The organism is Kaistia algarum, assembly GCF_026343945.1.
GTDB classification, from domain to species: Bacteria; Pseudomonadota; Alphaproteobacteria; order Rhizobiales; family Kaistiaceae; genus Kaistia; species Kaistia algarum.
This window is the reverse complement of sequence record NZ_JAPKNJ010000003.1, coordinates 791,681-805,967: the sequence shown is the minus strand read 5'-3', so window position 1 is coordinate 805,967 and position 14,287 is coordinate 791,681. Positions and strand designations below refer to the sequence as shown.

At 64.6% G+C, this 14,287-nt stretch carries 18 protein-coding genes and 2 tRNA genes; 4 read left to right on the top strand and 16 right to left on the bottom strand.

Annotated elements, in window-relative coordinates; genetic code table 11:
- Window positions 1–140: 140 nt before the first annotated feature.
- Both OSH05_RS22275 and OSH05_RS22270 read right to left on the bottom strand, forming a co-directional pair.
- Window positions 141–214: transfer RNA gene (locus OSH05_RS22275), tRNA-Gly, on the bottom strand.
- A gap of 19 nt (window positions 215–233) precedes the next feature.
- Window positions 234–318 (bottom strand) — tRNA-Tyr (locus OSH05_RS22270).
- A 184-nt stretch (window positions 319–502) separates the two neighbouring features.
- Between OSH05_RS22270 and rlmB the strand changes: the two genes are divergently transcribed.
- On the top strand, window positions 503–1,348 hold the full coding sequence (rlmB, locus tag OSH05_RS22265) for a 23S rRNA (guanosine(2251)-2'-O)-methyltransferase RlmB (RefSeq protein WP_104221682.1): 846 nt from the start codon (window positions 503–505) through the stop codon (window positions 1,346–1,348).
- On the opposite strand, the gene OSH05_RS22260 is transcribed toward rlmB, so the two are convergent.
- Window positions 1,266–2,396 carry an AI-2E family transporter gene (locus OSH05_RS22260; protein ID WP_104221679.1) on the bottom strand — a complete coding sequence of 377 codons (1,131 nt, stop codon included), beginning with the start codon at window positions 2,394–2,396 and terminating at the stop codon, window positions 1,266–1,268. The genes rlmB and OSH05_RS22260 overlap by 83 nt on opposite strands.
- 494 nt (window positions 2,397–2,890) lie before the next feature.
- Here OSH05_RS22260 and OSH05_RS22255 point away from each other — a divergent pair, with 494 nt between their 5' ends.
- The 3 genes from OSH05_RS22255 to OSH05_RS22245 all read left to right on the top strand — a co-directional run bounded on the left by OSH05_RS22255 (window position 2,891) and on the right by OSH05_RS22245 (window position 5,145).
- Window positions 2,891–3,577, top strand: a complete 687-nt coding sequence (locus OSH05_RS22255; RefSeq protein ID WP_133163184.1) for a hypothetical protein — start codon at window positions 2,891–2,893, stop codon at window positions 3,575–3,577.
- A 70-nt stretch (window positions 3,578–3,647) separates the two neighbouring features.
- Window positions 3,648–4,805: a PcfJ domain-containing protein gene (locus OSH05_RS22250; RefSeq protein ID WP_104221681.1), complete on the top strand. Its 1,158-nt coding sequence runs from the start codon at window positions 3,648–3,650 to the stop codon at window positions 4,803–4,805.
- Window positions 4,798–5,145, top strand: a complete 348-nt coding sequence (locus OSH05_RS22245; RefSeq protein ID WP_266352967.1) for a hypothetical protein — start codon at window positions 4,798–4,800, stop codon at window positions 5,143–5,145. The genes OSH05_RS22250 and OSH05_RS22245 overlap by 8 nt, the downstream gene beginning before the upstream one ends.
- 189 nt (window positions 5,146–5,334) lie before the next feature.
- Here OSH05_RS22245 and OSH05_RS22240 read toward each other — a convergent pair whose 3' ends face one another.
- The 13 genes from OSH05_RS22240 to OSH05_RS22180 form a co-directional block, all read right to left on the bottom strand.
- Window positions 5,335–6,048 carry an SOS response-associated peptidase gene (locus tag OSH05_RS22240; protein WP_266352966.1) on the bottom strand — a complete coding sequence of 238 codons (714 nt, stop codon included), beginning with the start codon at window positions 6,046–6,048 and terminating at the stop codon, window positions 5,335–5,337.
- A 335-nt stretch (window positions 6,049–6,383) separates the two neighbouring features.
- Window positions 6,384–6,716: a DUF1515 family protein gene (locus OSH05_RS22235; protein ID WP_266352984.1), complete on the bottom strand. Its 333-nt coding sequence runs from the start codon at window positions 6,714–6,716 to the stop codon at window positions 6,384–6,386.
- Between the two features lie 41 nt (window positions 6,717–6,757).
- The gene (locus OSH05_RS22230) at window positions 6,758–7,018 is read right to left on the bottom strand and encodes a hypothetical protein (RefSeq protein ID WP_104220661.1); all 261 of its coding nucleotides are present in this window, start codon (window positions 7,016–7,018) and stop codon (window positions 6,758–6,760) included.
- The gene (locus OSH05_RS22225; protein ID WP_104220660.1) at window positions 6,987–7,433 is read right to left on the bottom strand and encodes a hypothetical protein; all 447 of its coding nucleotides are present in this window, start codon (window positions 7,431–7,433) and stop codon (window positions 6,987–6,989) included. The genes OSH05_RS22230 and OSH05_RS22225 overlap by 32 nt, the downstream gene beginning before the upstream one ends.
- Before the next feature lie 58 nt (window positions 7,434–7,491).
- Window positions 7,492–7,782 (bottom strand): hypothetical protein, encoded by a 291-nt coding sequence (locus OSH05_RS22220; RefSeq protein ID WP_104220659.1) that lies wholly within the window; start codon window positions 7,780–7,782, stop codon window positions 7,492–7,494.
- 1 nt (window position 7,783) lies between these two features.
- The gene (locus OSH05_RS22215) at window positions 7,784–8,221 is read right to left on the bottom strand and encodes a lysozyme (protein WP_266352964.1); all 438 of its coding nucleotides are present in this window, start codon (window positions 8,219–8,221) and stop codon (window positions 7,784–7,786) included.
- Between the two features lie 26 nt (window positions 8,222–8,247).
- Window positions 8,248–9,021: a hypothetical protein gene (locus OSH05_RS22210; RefSeq protein ID WP_104220658.1), complete on the bottom strand. Its 774-nt coding sequence runs from the start codon at window positions 9,019–9,021 to the stop codon at window positions 8,248–8,250.
- On the bottom strand, window positions 9,021–9,602 hold the full coding sequence (locus OSH05_RS22205) for a hypothetical protein (protein ID WP_133163152.1): 582 nt from the start codon (window positions 9,600–9,602) through the stop codon (window positions 9,021–9,023). The genes OSH05_RS22210 and OSH05_RS22205 overlap by 1 nt, the downstream gene beginning before the upstream one ends.
- A gap of 51 nt (window positions 9,603–9,653) precedes the next feature.
- On the bottom strand, window positions 9,654–11,669 hold the full coding sequence (locus OSH05_RS22200) for a hypothetical protein (RefSeq protein WP_104220656.1): 2,016 nt from the start codon (window positions 11,667–11,669) through the stop codon (window positions 9,654–9,656).
- On the bottom strand, window positions 11,662–12,003 hold the full coding sequence (locus OSH05_RS22195; protein WP_104220655.1) for a hypothetical protein: 342 nt from the start codon (window positions 12,001–12,003) through the stop codon (window positions 11,662–11,664). Before OSH05_RS22195 ends, OSH05_RS22200 begins: the two co-directional genes overlap by 8 nt.
- 14 nt (window positions 12,004–12,017) lie before the next feature.
- Window positions 12,018–12,572 (bottom strand): DUF4376 domain-containing protein, encoded by a 555-nt coding sequence (locus tag OSH05_RS22190; RefSeq protein WP_207778803.1) that lies wholly within the window; start codon window positions 12,570–12,572, stop codon window positions 12,018–12,020.
- Between the two features lie 9 nt (window positions 12,573–12,581).
- Window positions 12,582–13,493 carry a gp53-like domain-containing protein gene (locus tag OSH05_RS22185; protein ID WP_266352960.1) on the bottom strand — a complete coding sequence of 304 codons (912 nt, stop codon included), beginning with the start codon at window positions 13,491–13,493 and terminating at the stop codon, window positions 12,582–12,584.
- 91 nt (window positions 13,494–13,584) lie between these two features.
- Window positions 13,585–14,286: a DUF2612 domain-containing protein gene (locus OSH05_RS22180; RefSeq protein ID WP_104220653.1), complete on the bottom strand. Its 702-nt coding sequence runs from the start codon at window positions 14,284–14,286 to the stop codon at window positions 13,585–13,587.
- Between the last annotated feature and the right edge of the window lies 1 nt (window position 14,287).

Genomic DNA, 14,287 nt, shown 5'->3' with positions numbered 1-14,287 from the left:
GGCTTATTGCGCTCGAATTTCTCTTTGCCCATCGACGTCGTTTCCTGTCGTCTCGATCGAACGAGCCAGACGGCTCAACCAACATTACGATGCGCCGCCCAGGGCGGTCCGTATCGTCACCAAATTCAAAACTCAGTTGATGGAGCGGGTGAAGGGAATCGAACCCTCGTATTCAGCTTGGAAGGCTGCTGCTCTACCATTGAGCTACACCCGCGCGCCGACGTTCCGACGAATGGTGGAGGGGGTTGGATTTGAACCAACGTAGGCATAGCCAACGGATTTACAGTCCGTCCCCTTTAACCACTCGGGCACCCCTCCAGACAATTCGGCAGAGCGTCCAGCGATCAGGATATCCCCGCAAACGACCCGAAAGCCGGCTGCGTGGCGCGTGTTATGGAGAGGTTGCCCTGCCCTGTCAACGCATATTGCAGTGCTTTTCCACGTCGCCGCGACGCGCGCCGCGCCGATTGCCGCTGACCGGCCGCTACCCTATAAGTCAGCCATGTCAGATGATCGCAAGTCCTCCAAGCGCCCCCGCCACCCGGGCTATTTCAACCGCTCCAAAGACAAGTCGGACGGGCCGGCGGCCCGGCATTTCGGCTCCCGGAAGCCGACCGAACGGCAGGCCGACCAGCTCTGGATCTACGGGATCCACGCTGTCGCTGCGGTGCTCGCCAATCCGAGGCGCAATGTCCTTCGCCTGCTTGCGACGCAAAATGCGGCAGCGCGGCTGAAGGAAGAAGGCAGCACCCTGCCCCCGACGGTCGAGGAAACCGCGCCGCGCGATCTCGATCGCCTGCTCGGCGCCGACGCTGTGCACCAGGGCGTCGCCGTGGAGGTCGCTCCGCTGGATCCGCTGCCGCTCGATGCGCTTGGCGACGCGAAGCTGATCGTCGTCCTCGATCAGGTGACCGATCCCCATAATGTCGGCGCGATCCTGCGCTCCGCCGTCGCCTTCGGTGCCGAAGCGATCGTCGTTACGGGGCGTCACGCCCCGGCCGAGACGGGCGTTCTCGCCAAGGCGGCTTCCGGCGCGCTCGAATCGATTCTCGTCGTCGAGGTTCCGAACCTCGCCCGCGCTCTGGACGAACTGGGCGACATGGGGTTCACGCGCATCGGCCTCGACAGTGAGGGCAGCACGGTGCTCGAAGGCGCCATGGGCGGCGACCGGATCGCGCTCGTCCTCGGCGCGGAAGGCAAGGGACTTCGCCGTCTCAGCCGAGAGAAATGCGACGTTGTCGCGCGTCTCGACATGCCCGGCCCGATCAAGAGCCTGAATGTTTCGAACGCGGCCGTGCTGTCGCTTTATCTGGCGCGGCGGCATCTGGGACCCCCGTCGGCCGCGTGATCTCCGTCCGCCCTCGCCAGATATCGATGAGCGTCAGCGTCAGCGTGACGGTGAGCGGCCCGAGAATGAACCCTGGCAGTCCGAATACCACCAACCCGCCGATCATGGAGATGAAGGCGGGGACGGTGTGGAGCTGCAGCCGATTGCCCACCAGCATCGGCCGCAGGATGTTGTCGATATTGCCAATCACGAGCGAGCCCCAAGCCGCCAGGATGATGGCGCTGACCCAATCGCCATTCAGCGCCAGGAGCAACGAGGCCGGGATCCAGACGACGAAGGAGCCGAGCACGGGCACGACCGACAGGATCGCCATGACGAGGCCCCAGAGCAGCGCAGCCGGCAGGCCGAGGATCCAGAACATGAGACCGCCAAGCGCGCCTTGAACGATAGCGACCGCCACGGTGCCATAGACGATGGCCCGAACGGTATCGACGGTCCGCTGGAACAGCCGCTCCGATTCGGGCTGCGTCAGCGGCATCAGATCCAGCAGCGCGAGCCGCGCCGCGCGCCGGTCGCGCAGAAAATAGAACAGCAGATAGAAGGCAAGCGCGACGCCCGCGACCTGAACCAAGGAACCGCGGACGAAGGACGCCCCGAAATTGCTCAGCCAGGTCGCCAGCCCGGACATCAGCGAGGGAAGATCGAACTGCTGCCAGATCCAGCGGCCGATGGGCGCGATGGTCGGATGGGCGTCGATGATCTCCTGGACCGCTCCGGCGGCGACCTTCTGCTGGATCAGCGTCGCGCTCGCCGCCGCCTCGGCCACGAGCCGCTCCACGACAAAGGTCGCAGGGACGGCGACGATCAACAGGACGGCGAAAACCGAGACCAGCGCGGCGAGGCTCGGATGTTTGAACCGCGGCTCGATTCGCGCGTGCAGCGGCGCAAACAGGATTGCGAGCGTCAAAGCCGTTACGATCGGGCCGATAAATGGCAGCGCGAGAAAGTAGCAAAGGGTTGCGCCCGCGGTAACGGCTGCCGCCAGCAGGACCGTCCGGGTCCAAGCGCTGTTCCGGCTTTCAACGGGATCGGTTTCGCGGCGCGCCATCTCATATCCCGGTTGTGCCTGCCCGGCGTCGGCAGGCCGCAAGCGACGCCGCCGAATGCAGGTACCAGCATGGCCCCGACTTCCGACTGGCGAGTCGGCCGGAGATTACCCAAGAGATCGCCGTCAGGAAATGGCGCCCCTCGCCCCGGCCCGCGACATGCCCATCCTCGCCCGCCCCTAAGGTCGATCGCGAGGCCTTGCGCCCGCAAAAAGCGAACTGTGTCGCCGCCGGCCTTGACCGGGGGCGCGCCTCCTCTCTAAACGGAGGGCAATGCCGGATTAGCTCAGCGGTAGAGCAGCGGTTTTGTAAACCAGCATTGCACTCGCGTCCCGCACCCATTTTCGGCATAAAGCATCAGAGATTTCAACGCCTTGCTCCAAGGAGCCCGGCGCATGAAACGTCTCTCCCGCCTCAAGCAGCGGTTTCAACCGTCACGCACAACGGCACATGCCAGATCCGCCATGTTCGCGACCCGTTCGCATGGTGGCCGGCGATGACCGACACTGCCGTCGAATTGGCGCCGGCAGCAGGTGTTCCCGCCTATAGCAGGGGCTCATCGGCCGAGCACGAGATCCGAGACGCCTTGGTCGGGTTTCTGCACCGTCACGCTCCAAGCGCTCGCGTGGTGCACGAGCTTGTCGTCGGCGGATGCCGGGCCGATGTCGGTGCGGTGTTCCGCGACCGATTGATCCTGTTCGAGATCAAATCCGAACGCGACGTGCTGAAGCGGCTGGACGAACAGGTCCGGCAGTTCTCGGCCGCGGCGCACGACACAGTGATCGTTGCGCACGAGAAGTTCTTCGACACGGCGACCTATCAGAACGGGAATCGCCGCATTGCGTGGCCGCACCCGTTGCAGAGCCATTGTGGGCGGACACCATACGTATGGGCCTATCCGGATCCCCAATGGTCGCCATACGGCCACCGCTGGGCCCTCCCGCGTCCGTCACTCCGGCAGCCGCAGGCGTGCACCTTCCTCGATCTGCTCTGGCGCGATGAACTTGTCACCGAGTGCTTTAGGTCTCGGATTTCGGTCACGTCGCGGACGCCACGTTGGCCGATGATCGAGCAAATGGCTTGGCTTATGACCGGCCGCGAGATTGCAGAGGCGGTGTGTCGCCAATTGCGCCAGCGATCGTTCCCTGCCGCCGATCCAGCGATCTTGGAAAAGGCCCCATGACCTCCCCCATCCGCATCCAGCGAAAGCGAACGGCGGGTGCTAACCGCCAAGCAACCGAGAGGGTGAAGAGATGATCGAGGCGATCCCGCACGTCATCCCGAACCTGCTTGAGGAGGATTGGCGAGAGAACGCCTTGGTGCGACTGCCCGCGATCTTTCCCAACCAAGGCGCGCGGGACCTCGCGGCACTCTGCACTCTGACGCACCGCTTCGCGATCGACTATCTCGATCAGGCGCCGGCCGTCCTCGCCTATGTCGGCTGGGGCGCCGTGCCGAGGACCCGGACCGATCGCGCCTACATAGCGCAGCGCTTCGGCTCGGCGGCGAGCCGTGGCCTCAAGCTTCGCGACTTCCTCGCCGAGTTCAGCGCGCCGCTGCCGATCCGCAAGCTCCGCAGCGTCGCGATTTGTCCGTCCTACTTCCCTGCGATCGTCGATCTGCGCAGGCTTGAGCTCTCCGACCTCGCCCAGGCGATCCCGGACACGCCTGTCGCTCAGGCGAAGTGGCTGCGGGTCATGCGGGACTGGCACAGCTACGAGCAGCGCTACGGCGGCTCGGACAGCGCCGTGAAGCTCCGCGATCTCTATCGCTGGGCCGCGATGACATTCGGCCGGGAGGCGCAGGAAGGCTTCGGCGCCCATCATACGGTTCGCGATATCGTTGATTTTGTCTTCAGCAATCCGCCCGGCTCGCTCAACCCGCGCTGGACTATGGGCGCCGCCTTGGCGGCCGTCGATCGCTGGCACGGCGAACTCGGCAAGCGGCGCGACGAGGAGGTATTCCTTGCCGCCAACGGAATCGGGTTCGAGGACCCTATCGACTACGGCCACCTTCCAGATCGCCGTGCGGTCGCCAGCTTCGAGTTCGTCGCGCTCCGATCTGGCCTTGACCTCTTTACCGAAGGCGCGGCGATGCGGCATTGCGTATCGACCTATTCACGGAAGGTCGTGGCCGGTCAGTCCTTCATCTACTCGATCCGGCATGGCGAGCGGCGCGTCGCGACATTGGAAGTCGCCCCGCAACAGCCCAACAATCGGCACGCGTTCAAGACGGTGCAACTGGTCGGGCCGTGCAACGCCGATCCTAAGAAGGAAATCAAACTGGCCGCCTTGCTCTTCGTCCAGCGCGAGAACTTACGGCTCGCCGACGAGTGGAGAGCGGAGCGCGATGCTCGGCGCAAGGCGCCGAAGGACATGAAGTGGTGGACCGGAGGAGCGGGCGATGGCTGACCCCTGCCCCCTCTGTGCCGGACGCTTCCAGCACACGCAATGGGCGGGCGTGTTGTCCTGCGATAGCTGCGGCGCCGGATCGGCGCAGCCAGCCGGAGAGCCGCTGCGGGTGGCCTGCCTCGTCCCGTTCTGCCGACGGACACGCGGCGATCACAAGGGCGAGGAACCGATGCAGAGCGGCGCCGAGTGGATATGCGGCGAACACTGGCGCGCCGTCCCGCGCCGGCTGAAAGCGATCCGGCGGCGGGCGTGGCGCTTGGGGAAGGATGGCGCCGCCTTGGCGCGGCTCTGGCGGGCCTGCAAGCGGGCCGCGATCGAAGCCGCGGGAGGGATCGGTTGACTTGGCGCGCGGCATCACACCGGCGAGGACCACCAAGCTGGACCAACACATCGCTAAGATGCGCGCCGCCAGGTAGATAGGGCAACGCCTAGCGGTCTCGATGCTCCCGGCTTCCGCCGTTGAACCAGAGCACGGCCGTCGAGACGACGATCCATGACGCGAAGCCCGCGGCGAGCCATTGGCCGATCGTCATGGGTCCTGCTTGCGCCCGCGCGCCACGATCTTCAGCGCGTCGTCCGGCAACGGCCGCTGCAGCGCCAGGGCGATATCGGCGGGCGCATCCAGCCACATCTCGACTTCGTCCTGTGTCGTGAGGATCACCGGCATCGCCTTGGGATGGATCGGCGCGACAACCGCGTTGGGCTCGCAGGTGAGAAATGCGAATAGATCCGCCGTCTCGATGCCCGTCCTGGCCTTCCGTACGGACGTCCAGTGCGGCGTCCATATGCCGGCGAAGAAGGCCAGCGGGCGACTGTCGTCGAGCGCGAACCAGGCGGGTGCCTTGATGGCGGCATCCCATTCCGAAAAGCTGGTGAAGGGAACGACGCAGCGGCTCTCGACGCCGAGCCAACGGCGCCAATGCGGCGACTTCACATTGCGGACGTTGGTTACGCCAGCGTCGGGCTCGGCGCGGCGAAGGACCTCCCGATTGGCGGTCTTCCCCTTGGCCTCGAGCTTGTCGGCGCGGGCGTCAGCCGCCTTGTGCAGGATCGACGTCGGCGTTGGCATGCCCCACCGGACCATGGCCAGTTCGCGCCCGTCGGGCGTGTTGCGCACGACCGGCGCCGCATAGTCGGGAAAGATCCCCGGCTGCGGCGGAAGATTGCCGGTCGTGTCACGCATCGCACGGGCGAAGAACCGGATCGCCTCCTGCGTCGATGTCATGGAATAGAGATTGCACATGCGCCCACCCTGCCATAGGCGCGACTGCCGCTCAATTCAGGGTCGATTGACTCCCGCTGAGACGAGAACGAAATAGAAACATGACAAAGGAAAAGACGACATGGATCCGCTGCCGATCATGCGACCATGAGGGCATAGCTCCAACCGCGAAAGCCGAGCGGCTCAAATGCTCGGTCTGTGGCGGGCGGGAATGGCAGCCTGTCGGGCGGCCGAACCGGGTCTATCAGAAGATGAAGGACGGCGGCCCGATGAGCGCGCATGTCAGGTTGCCGGCGGCGCCAGAGATCGATGCCGGCGACGCGCTCCGGCGCGGGGAATATCCGTAGCGCGGCAAATCACTTCAGCGATGTCAGCTTCGCGATGATCTCGTGCCAAAACGATGCGACGAACGCGCCGATCGCGGCGCTGGCGACCCCCGTTACGGCCAAGGCGCCCATGCCGCGCTGCTTCCAGTTCCGGACATCAGCGACGGTCGGGCGGACATCCGATGCCATCTCGCTTTCGACGCCGATGAGGCGGTCGCCGAAACGCTCCAGCTTCGTCTCCATGTCGCCGAACTGATCGACGAGTTCGTCGAGCCTGCGGTGCACATTCGCCATGCGCTGATCCGATTTTAGATCGGCCCCCGCGAAGTCGCGCCTCAGTCCATCGACGGACGCAAGCATCATTCCGATGGTGCGATTCATCTCCTGAAGAGCGGCTTCCGTCGTCATTTCCCAGCCGGCCCCTTCCCGATCACGGCGAACCCCTGGGCGGCGCACCAGGCATTGCGCTTGTTCTCCTGCTCGCGGACGATCTCCCAGCGGAGCTGCGTGATGTAGACCGGCTCGCCGAGCTTCGGCTGCACAGACGGCATCGGCGTCGTGCAGTAGTCCGGAGCTACCGGCTTTGCCGCAGGCGCCTCGGCTAGAGCGCGTTCGATCGCCGCGCGGTTGACGTCAGCGGCCGGGTCGCCTTGGCAGCCGGTCAAGATCGACAGGCTTCCAACGACTGAGAGCAGGATCGGTATCCGCAACGGAAAGCGCATCGAGGTCGTCCAGTTTGGCTTTGATTTCGGAAGCGGCGGCAAAGGCCCGCCCCTGCGCCGCGGCAAGCAACGCGGCATTGGCGGCGGCGTCTTGTTTGGCGCGAGCAAGGAGGGCCTCGCTGGCGGCAAGCTTGCTGCCGGAGACGAGACCATCCGTCGCTTGGCGCGCGGCATCGGCAGATGCGGTGCGGACCCGCCCGGTAGCGATCTCGCCAACGATCGGGATCGCCCCGATGAAGGGTATATCGCCGATCCAGGGCACGCCCTCGTAGTAGCCGAGCAGACCGATCGCGATGCAGCCGCCGATACCGATCGCGCGGGCGATCATGGCCATGACGTCGAGGATCGCACTCACCACATCGGCACCTCATCGTCAGGAAGCTTGTCGGGCTCGAAAGGAGGGAGAGGCTTGGGGGTCATTGCTGCGGGTCCTCTGTCGGCTGAGCGCTCGGCACGGCCGGGTTCGCATAGGGCAGCCCGCTCTTAGTCGTGACGATCGCGGCGATGTCCTGCGCGGTGGCGAAGCCCATCATGCCGAGGATCACCGTCACGCCGAGAAGGACATAGCCCCATGCGATGGTCTGGTTGACCTGCGTATCGGCGGCGTGCTCAAGGGCAATGAGGCGCCAGGCGCAGAACGTCAGGACGATCGAGGCGAAGGCCCATCGGCGGCGCCATCCGGGCTCGCCGGATGCCTTGGCGGCCATGTCAAAGCCCCGCGAGGAACTGCTGATATTCCGACTTGCGCCTGCCCATGATCTCCGGCGGCCGGTTCCACATCAGGAAGGCTTCCGCCGCACCCTTGAGATCGCCGGCATTGATCCGCTTCACCACCGTCGACTTGGCGAAGGCGTCGGGTCCGATATTGTAGCAAAGCGAGGTCAGGGCATCGAACGAGGTCTGCGAAACCGGACGCGTCAGCGCGCCATTCACCGCCGCCTCGTACTTGCCCAGGTCGCGCATGAAGATCTCATCGCACTGAGCGTCGGTGATGACGAGATCGGGCGTCACTGTCGGCGGCCCGGCGGCGCTGGTGTGGCCGATACCGATTGTCCAGACACCGACCGTGTCCTTGTAGGCTTTCAGCCGCCTTCCTTCACGAAGGGCGAGCTTCTGCCGCCCGTCCGCACTCATGCGCAGGGTCATGGGATATCTCCGATGGATGGGGTGGGTTACGCGCCGCCGACGGCTGTCAGGTAGACGTTCAAGGCCGCGTAAATCGCGGCTATTTCGGTCGCGGTCAGAGACTGACCAAAATGCGCAGCCGGGAGCTGGCGGGTCGAATAGCTGGTCTGGTTGGTCAACAGCAGGATGTTGGCGTTGCTGAGCGCCGTCGAAGCCGTCGTCTGCGAAGCGAGCGACCCGCCGTTTCGATAGCCCTGCAGCGCGCCGGAAGCCGACCGGTTGAGGGCAAAATGGCCTGTCGAGACGCCGACGGCGCCATAGTTGTTGAGCGTGGCGTCGTTGAGACCGGCACGCATCGTATTCAGTGCGTTCGACCCGGCATTGATGCGGGCATTGCCGTTACCGGCGTCGAACAGCGTCCCGCTGATCAGGTTTGTCCGCGACCATATGGCGAGGTGAGCACTGTTCAGCGTGAATTTCGGCGACGGCGCCGTGGTCGGGTTGAAGCCGGTGTCGAGATAGGAGGCCACGCCGTCCCCGGTATAGCCGCGATCCGCCACAAAGGTCGGGCTCGACACTGCCGAAAGGTTATAGGCGTTCTGGACGATGTTGAGCCGTGCCGCCTGACTGTCCGCCGCGGCGAGCAGATAGAGAGCGTCGAGCTTGGTCCAGACGCCAGCCGCCTTCATCGAAACGATCAGCGCGTCCAGTAGCCTAGCGCGCTGCCGCGTCGGCGCCGTCGTCATACGGGCGATAAGGGCGCGGGTCTCCGGCTGATAGCGGACGGCCGAAAGCAGGGCCCGTCGCGCGCCGACGAACATCAGATGACCCCGATCTTGAGCTTGAGGCCCGCGGCGGTATAGGTCGGCGTGCCGAGGCGCGTGATGCCGGCGATCCAGAGCGATGTAGTGACGCCCTTCAGCTCCTTCCCGATTGGCGTGACATCGGCGACGCGGCAGCCTCCGAGGTCGATATAGTCGCCAGCGGCGACAGAGACCTTGCCGAGGAACTTACGAACATTTGCATCGGAAATGCTGGGCGGCGAGTTGATGGTGCCGATCGACGGGTCGGCGTTGAAGAGCAGGAGATCGAAGCCGACCCCCTGATCATCTTCATCGATAACGGCGAGGTTCTGGATCATCCGCTTGCCGCCTGCTGCCGAAAAGAAATTCGTGATCTCCTGGCCGATGAAGAGGACATCGTTGTCCGCATAGGCGCTGGTATCGAGCACCAGCGTGACATCGAAGACATCCTCGTTGCCGCCGCGCACCGGGAGCCCTGCCGTCATATCAACGGGCAACCCCGTCACGGGGTCGATCGGAATGGTGCCGACGAGCGCCGCGGCCTGCTTATGGCCGGGCGGGAATTCATAGACGATCATCGCGTACGGGATCGTGGACATCGCGGGCCCTCAGGGTCTGTGGGGTGATGACGGGGAGGCGCGTCGGCGCCCCTATTCGATGATGGGGTCGATCAGTCCGAGCGAGATCTCGACCTGGGCGGCATTGCTGATGTCGCAGGACAATGATCCGGTGATGATCGCCACCGATGCGGAGACAATGGTCCGCACGGCCTCGAACTCAGCGAAGTCCGGAGCCAGAAACTTGATATCGTTGGCCGTTGCCGCCAGAACGGCGCCGCTGGCATCGCGTTCCTGCAGGCGAATTTGCAGCCCGCATCCGTTGAGGGTGCCGGCCCACAATGCAATTCCCATCCGGAATCTACGGGTCTGCCCGACCACAGCCGGAATGATGAACGAGGTGCCGGCGCCGAACTGGCATGGCATGAACTGCCAGCTATTCGCGGCGGACGCCGTGCCATAGAGATTGATGCCGAACGTCTGCCGTTCGCGAATGAGCGCAGTCGGCAGGATGTTGACGCGCGATATCCCGCTTTGAAGGTTCGTCAGACCGGCCCAGCCGGTCGGCATGGAACCCGACGAGATCCCGCGAATTCCCGCGGTAGCACCCTCCATATCGGGGCTGAAGGCATAGTTCTTTGCCGGCCGGATCTTGCGGGTGACCAGCCGCGAGTTCGTCGCGGCGCCGACGACGACGCCGGTGACGCCGACCTTGGTCCGCAGGTCGAGATTGACGTCGATTGACTTGTCGGTCGACCATTCCTTCACGGCGAAGCTGTCGGCCTCGAAGGAGCCTTTGACGCCGACGCGAGAGGCCCCGATGATCGTTACGAATTCGGCGCCCGTGGTCTGGACGCGGCTGGAGCTGCCGACCTTCGCGATAACCCCCTCGACCTGAATATTGTCGATTTTCGGCGCATCGGTGCGGGCATCGGTACCGGTCGAATCGGTGATCTTGACCCCGCCGTTTCGCAGCCACCCAGATGAACCGACCAAGCCGGACGCGAAGATGTTCTTCACCGATCGGGTTGGGTCCGACACATAGGTCTTGAACAGAAACGCCGAATTGCTCCTGCCATAGCAGCCGACGAGATTGACGTTGGCCAGCGTCGTTTCGGTCAGGTTCGTGTCACCGGCCTCATAACCGAAGGCATAGGCGTCATCGCCCGATTCAGAGTGCCCGCCATGGACTTCGATGCCGTCGCCATGGGTGACGTGGACGCCGTCCTGATAGAGAGCGCTACCGTTCAGCACGCGCGGGCGAACGATCATCATGTCGCGGCCGCCGACGGCAAAGGCCCAACACCCCTTGTCGAAGACGATGAGGTTGGACCCGCCAGCATCGGTGAAGTCGATCGAACCGCCGGCCGTCGTGGTGAGCTTGAAGGTATCAGTCGTCGCGTTGGCGATGAGATAGGTCGAGCCGCTCGGCAGCGCTCCGGACGGCAACGTGCCGTCGACCTCGATCCCGACGCGGGAGCCGTTCGACCAGCCATGGCCGACACAGGTAAAGACGTCGGAGGCCGGATCAAGCACGGCCGATTGTATCTGCGCGGTGCGGTGTTTGACGGAGACGTCTTCCAATGTTCCCCGCGCGCCGTAGGCGAGCCAGAACAGGTGCCCGGCCATCCATTTTCCGTTCTGATCGAACGTGCCGCCGACGACGCGGATATCGTCATAGGTGCCGTAGCCCGGCGCGGCCTGATAGGCGCGGAAGAAGTGGCCCAGACCGGTGACATAGTCGGAGCGCTGCTTGATCGTTACTCCCTCGAGGCCGAATTCGCGGAGCCGCGAGGCCGGGTTGAGATGAAAGCGATCGACCAGCAGCGTGCCGCCGTCCGGGAAGACCATGCAGCGCGACGTGGTATCGGCGAGCGCCGCCGCGACGGCGGCGGTATGGTCCTGCATCGGCGAGCCGGACATGATGTCGTCGCGCATCGACGACGTCACGGTGTCCAGAAAGTGCCTGGTCTGGCGAATGTTGAAGACGCCGGTGACGATATCGGCATCCGTGCGCGGCGCACCATTGGGGCCCGGGGTGCCCTGCGGCCCCGGCTCGACGACAACGACGGCAACAGGATCCGGCTCGACGACGACGACGTCAGACATTCGAGTTGTCGCCCCCGAGGCCGGTCAACCAGCCATAGACATAGGTCCGGGTCTCGCCATCCGTCACGAGGCGCGAAAGCTCGTAACGGGACAGCTTGCCGAGCGGGATCGAACGGGACTGCTCGATCGTCGGCGTCCACGAGACGGTCTTGGCCTCGGTATCGATGACGAGATCGCCGGCATCGGAGGTCAGCGACAGGACGAGCTCGCGATAGATCGTGACCGCCAGCGCGAAGGCGGAGCCGGTGAAATCGAGCGACGGGAAGTTCCAGACCAGCGCCGGGGCATCATTGCCTCGCCAGATCGTGAGGTCCGCACGGGTTGCCGTTGCCATGATGCCCTCGGGTCTCAGGCCGTCCAGATGACGGCCGCAATGGCCTCGGCCGTCGCCGCGACGGCAACCTCGGCGGAAAGCGCGGCAAGCTTGTCCTGCGCCGCGAGCACTGCGGTGACACCGTCCTGCCCGGCCTGTTGGATCTGCGCCGCGCTATGGTCGCGGCGGGACCATTCGCCCGCTCCATCCGCGCACCAGAACGGCGTCATCCAATCCGGCGCCAGGCCCGGCAGCAGGGACCGGATCACGGAGGCCTGCATGTTCGATTGATCGGTCGGCCGGCTCGGATAGAGGTGCGGCGAGCCGAGCGCAGACGAGGTGTAGCCGCCCATGATTTCGGCGGCGCACGATGCCGAGAGATCGTAGAGCTTGGCGGCCCGCAGGGTATCGAGCGGAGGCATATAGACGACGACGTCGGCACCGTTCCAATACCGTGCGCCCTGATTGCCGAGGAACTCCTGCCACTGCTCGTCGGAGATTTCGACGGCGCCGTCCGGCACGGTCTGGAAGCTGGGATCATAGAAAGCGGTCGGGAAGCCCGACGCGTCGAATATGGCGGCTTTGGTCATGCGATATCCTCAGGTCGGGCCGATGGCAAACCACTGGATGAAACAGTTCGAGGTAACGAATGCCGAACCGTTCCAATTGACGTATTTGAACGTTGCTGTGGTAGCGTTGCCCGATGCATAGCCAAGGAACGTCGCGTTACTCGTGCTCCATCCGCTGGCGCCGCCGTCTATTGCGAGCACGCTGTACGGCCCGCCTGAAAATGCGATCGGGAACGTGACAGTTCCGGACCCGCCAGTGGAGGAATAGGTCCCCCATTGCATCGTCAAACCGTCTGGGAACCGGTAGTAGCCGCTGCCCGACAGCGATGCGGAACCGAACACCGGCGTCGTGTCGACGAGGTTGGTGCCGTCATAGATGAAGGTATGGATCTGCCCGCTGGCGAGGTAGCCGATGGCCGGGTTGGTGCCATCGATACGCTTGATCGTCTTGGCCCCGAGCGAGTTCAGATTGAGCGTCACCGAGGTCGACGTGTTCGTCGTCGAGAGCTTGACGCGGAACTCCATGCCCTCCTTGTAGGCGGACGGGGCCGGAACAAGCGTGGCCGTGATGGCATTCGCACTGCCGCCACCGGCGATATACGTGTTATCCCCGCCCTGCATGAGGGTCGCCAGTTTTGCCGGGTCAACGGCCTTGCCGGTTACGGTGCCGGCGCGGACCTCCGCGAGGGTTGCGAAGGGCGTCGCGCCTGCGGTGATTAGCGCGTCAACGAACTCGGAAAGCGCCAGCTCGTAGTTGACTTCAAGAGCGGGGACGTCTCCGTTGTCGAGCGCATCATATCCATGGTCGGATATGAACTTGCCGAGCATCGCCGCCATGTTGGCGCCCTGCCGCCATGTCTTGTTGGCGAGTGCCGATGACGCCGTGCCGGCCTGGACGCCATTCGGACGCCCCGCCAGCGCGGCATAGTCGGCCTGCGTCATGATGTTGGCCGAGCCGCCGCTGGCCCACGCCAGAAAGTCGTTGGTTGGCATATCGAACTCCGGGGAATGCGAAGGATAGTGGCGGCTCTTGTCAGGCCACGAGGTCGTGCGTCAGCGCGTATTCCGGCGTCACGGCCCACGCGGCTTCATCCCATCCCGCGATGGGAATGCCGTCGGCGAACGGGACATCGAAGCCGAAGATCGGCTCCCCGCTCACCGAGGTCAGGTAATAGTTGACCCGGACGCCGGCCGGCTTCAGTGGGATATAGCCGCCGATCAGGATGCAGAGGACAAGCGCGGACGGGATCGTGCCGGCGAGGCCGACCGTCATCGTCATGTCCTGCGGATCTTCGATGAAGACGGTGGTGCCGATGCCGTTGAAGATGTAGGCCAGCGCCGTCGCGGCGCCGTCGACGGTGCCATCCCAGGAATTCGCTGCGATCTTGGCCCGGAGCAGGAGCCGATAGGTCTCGTCATCGAGCCGGGTGATGCCCGTCGTCGAATCATAGGGGCCTTTCCAGACGCCCTGCTCCCATCCCAAGCCGGCCGTGTCCCAGGCGAACCATGCCCCCGCGATCGGCGTATTGATGTACCGGGTCCGCCCGATCCATTCGCCGTCGACGTCCTCCTGGGCCCCGATCGAAACATCGAGATCGAAGGCCTCGACAAGGCTCCGGATCATGGCCTGTTGCTCAACCGAGGCATCGGCCGAGATCTGGATCGTGGCCGTGAACCGAGGTTTCCCGCGCCAGTAGCTCGTGATCAGGCCGACATAGTCCTCCGCCGACGCCATG

Excerpts from the sequence above, each read along its gene's own strand:
- rlmB (WP_104221682.1), top strand. The coding sequence starts at position 503 with ATGTCAGATGATCGCAAGTCCTCCAAGCGCCCCCGCCACCCGGGCTAT.
- OSH05_RS22260 (WP_104221679.1), bottom strand. The coding sequence starts at position 2,396 with ATGGCGCGCCGCGAAACCGATCCCGTTGAAAGCCGGAACAGCGCTTGG.
- OSH05_RS22255 (WP_133163184.1), top strand. The coding sequence starts at position 2,891 with ATGACCGACACTGCCGTCGAATTGGCGCCGGCAGCAGGTGTTCCCGCC.
- OSH05_RS22250 (WP_104221681.1), top strand. The coding sequence starts at position 3,648 with ATGATCGAGGCGATCCCGCACGTCATCCCGAACCTGCTTGAGGAGGAT.
- OSH05_RS22245 (WP_266352967.1), top strand. The coding sequence starts at position 4,798 with ATGGCTGACCCCTGCCCCCTCTGTGCCGGACGCTTCCAGCACACGCAA.
- OSH05_RS22240 (WP_266352966.1), bottom strand. The coding sequence starts at position 6,048 with ATGTGCAATCTCTATTCCATGACATCGACGCAGGAGGCGATCCGGTTC.
- OSH05_RS22235 (WP_266352984.1), bottom strand. The coding sequence starts at position 6,716 with ATGATGCTTGCGTCCGTCGATGGACTGAGGCGCGACTTCGCGGGGGCC.
- OSH05_RS22220 (WP_104220659.1), bottom strand. The coding sequence starts at position 7,782 with ATGGCCGCCAAGGCATCCGGCGAGCCCGGATGGCGCCGCCGATGGGCC.
- OSH05_RS22215 (WP_266352964.1), bottom strand. The coding sequence starts at position 8,221 with ATGACCCTGCGCATGAGTGCGGACGGGCGGCAGAAGCTCGCCCTTCGT.
- OSH05_RS22210 (WP_104220658.1), bottom strand. The coding sequence starts at position 9,021 with ATGTTCGTCGGCGCGCGACGGGCCCTGCTTTCGGCCGTCCGCTATCAG.
- OSH05_RS22205 (WP_133163152.1), bottom strand. The coding sequence starts at position 9,602 with ATGTCCACGATCCCGTACGCGATGATCGTCTATGAATTCCCGCCCGGC.
- OSH05_RS22200 (WP_104220656.1), bottom strand. The coding sequence starts at position 11,669 with ATGTCTGACGTCGTCGTCGTCGAGCCGGATCCTGTTGCCGTCGTTGTC.
- OSH05_RS22195 (WP_104220655.1), bottom strand. The coding sequence starts at position 12,003 with ATGGCAACGGCAACCCGTGCGGACCTCACGATCTGGCGAGGCAATGAT.
- OSH05_RS22190 (WP_207778803.1), bottom strand. The coding sequence starts at position 12,572 with ATGACCAAAGCCGCCATATTCGACGCGTCGGGCTTCCCGACCGCTTTC.
- OSH05_RS22185 (WP_266352960.1), bottom strand. The coding sequence starts at position 13,493 with ATGACGCAGGCCGACTATGCCGCGCTGGCGGGGCGTCCGAATGGCGTC.
- OSH05_RS22180 (WP_104220653.1), bottom strand. The coding sequence starts at position 14,286 with ATGGCGTCGGCGGAGGACTATGTCGGCCTGATCACGAGCTACTGGCGC.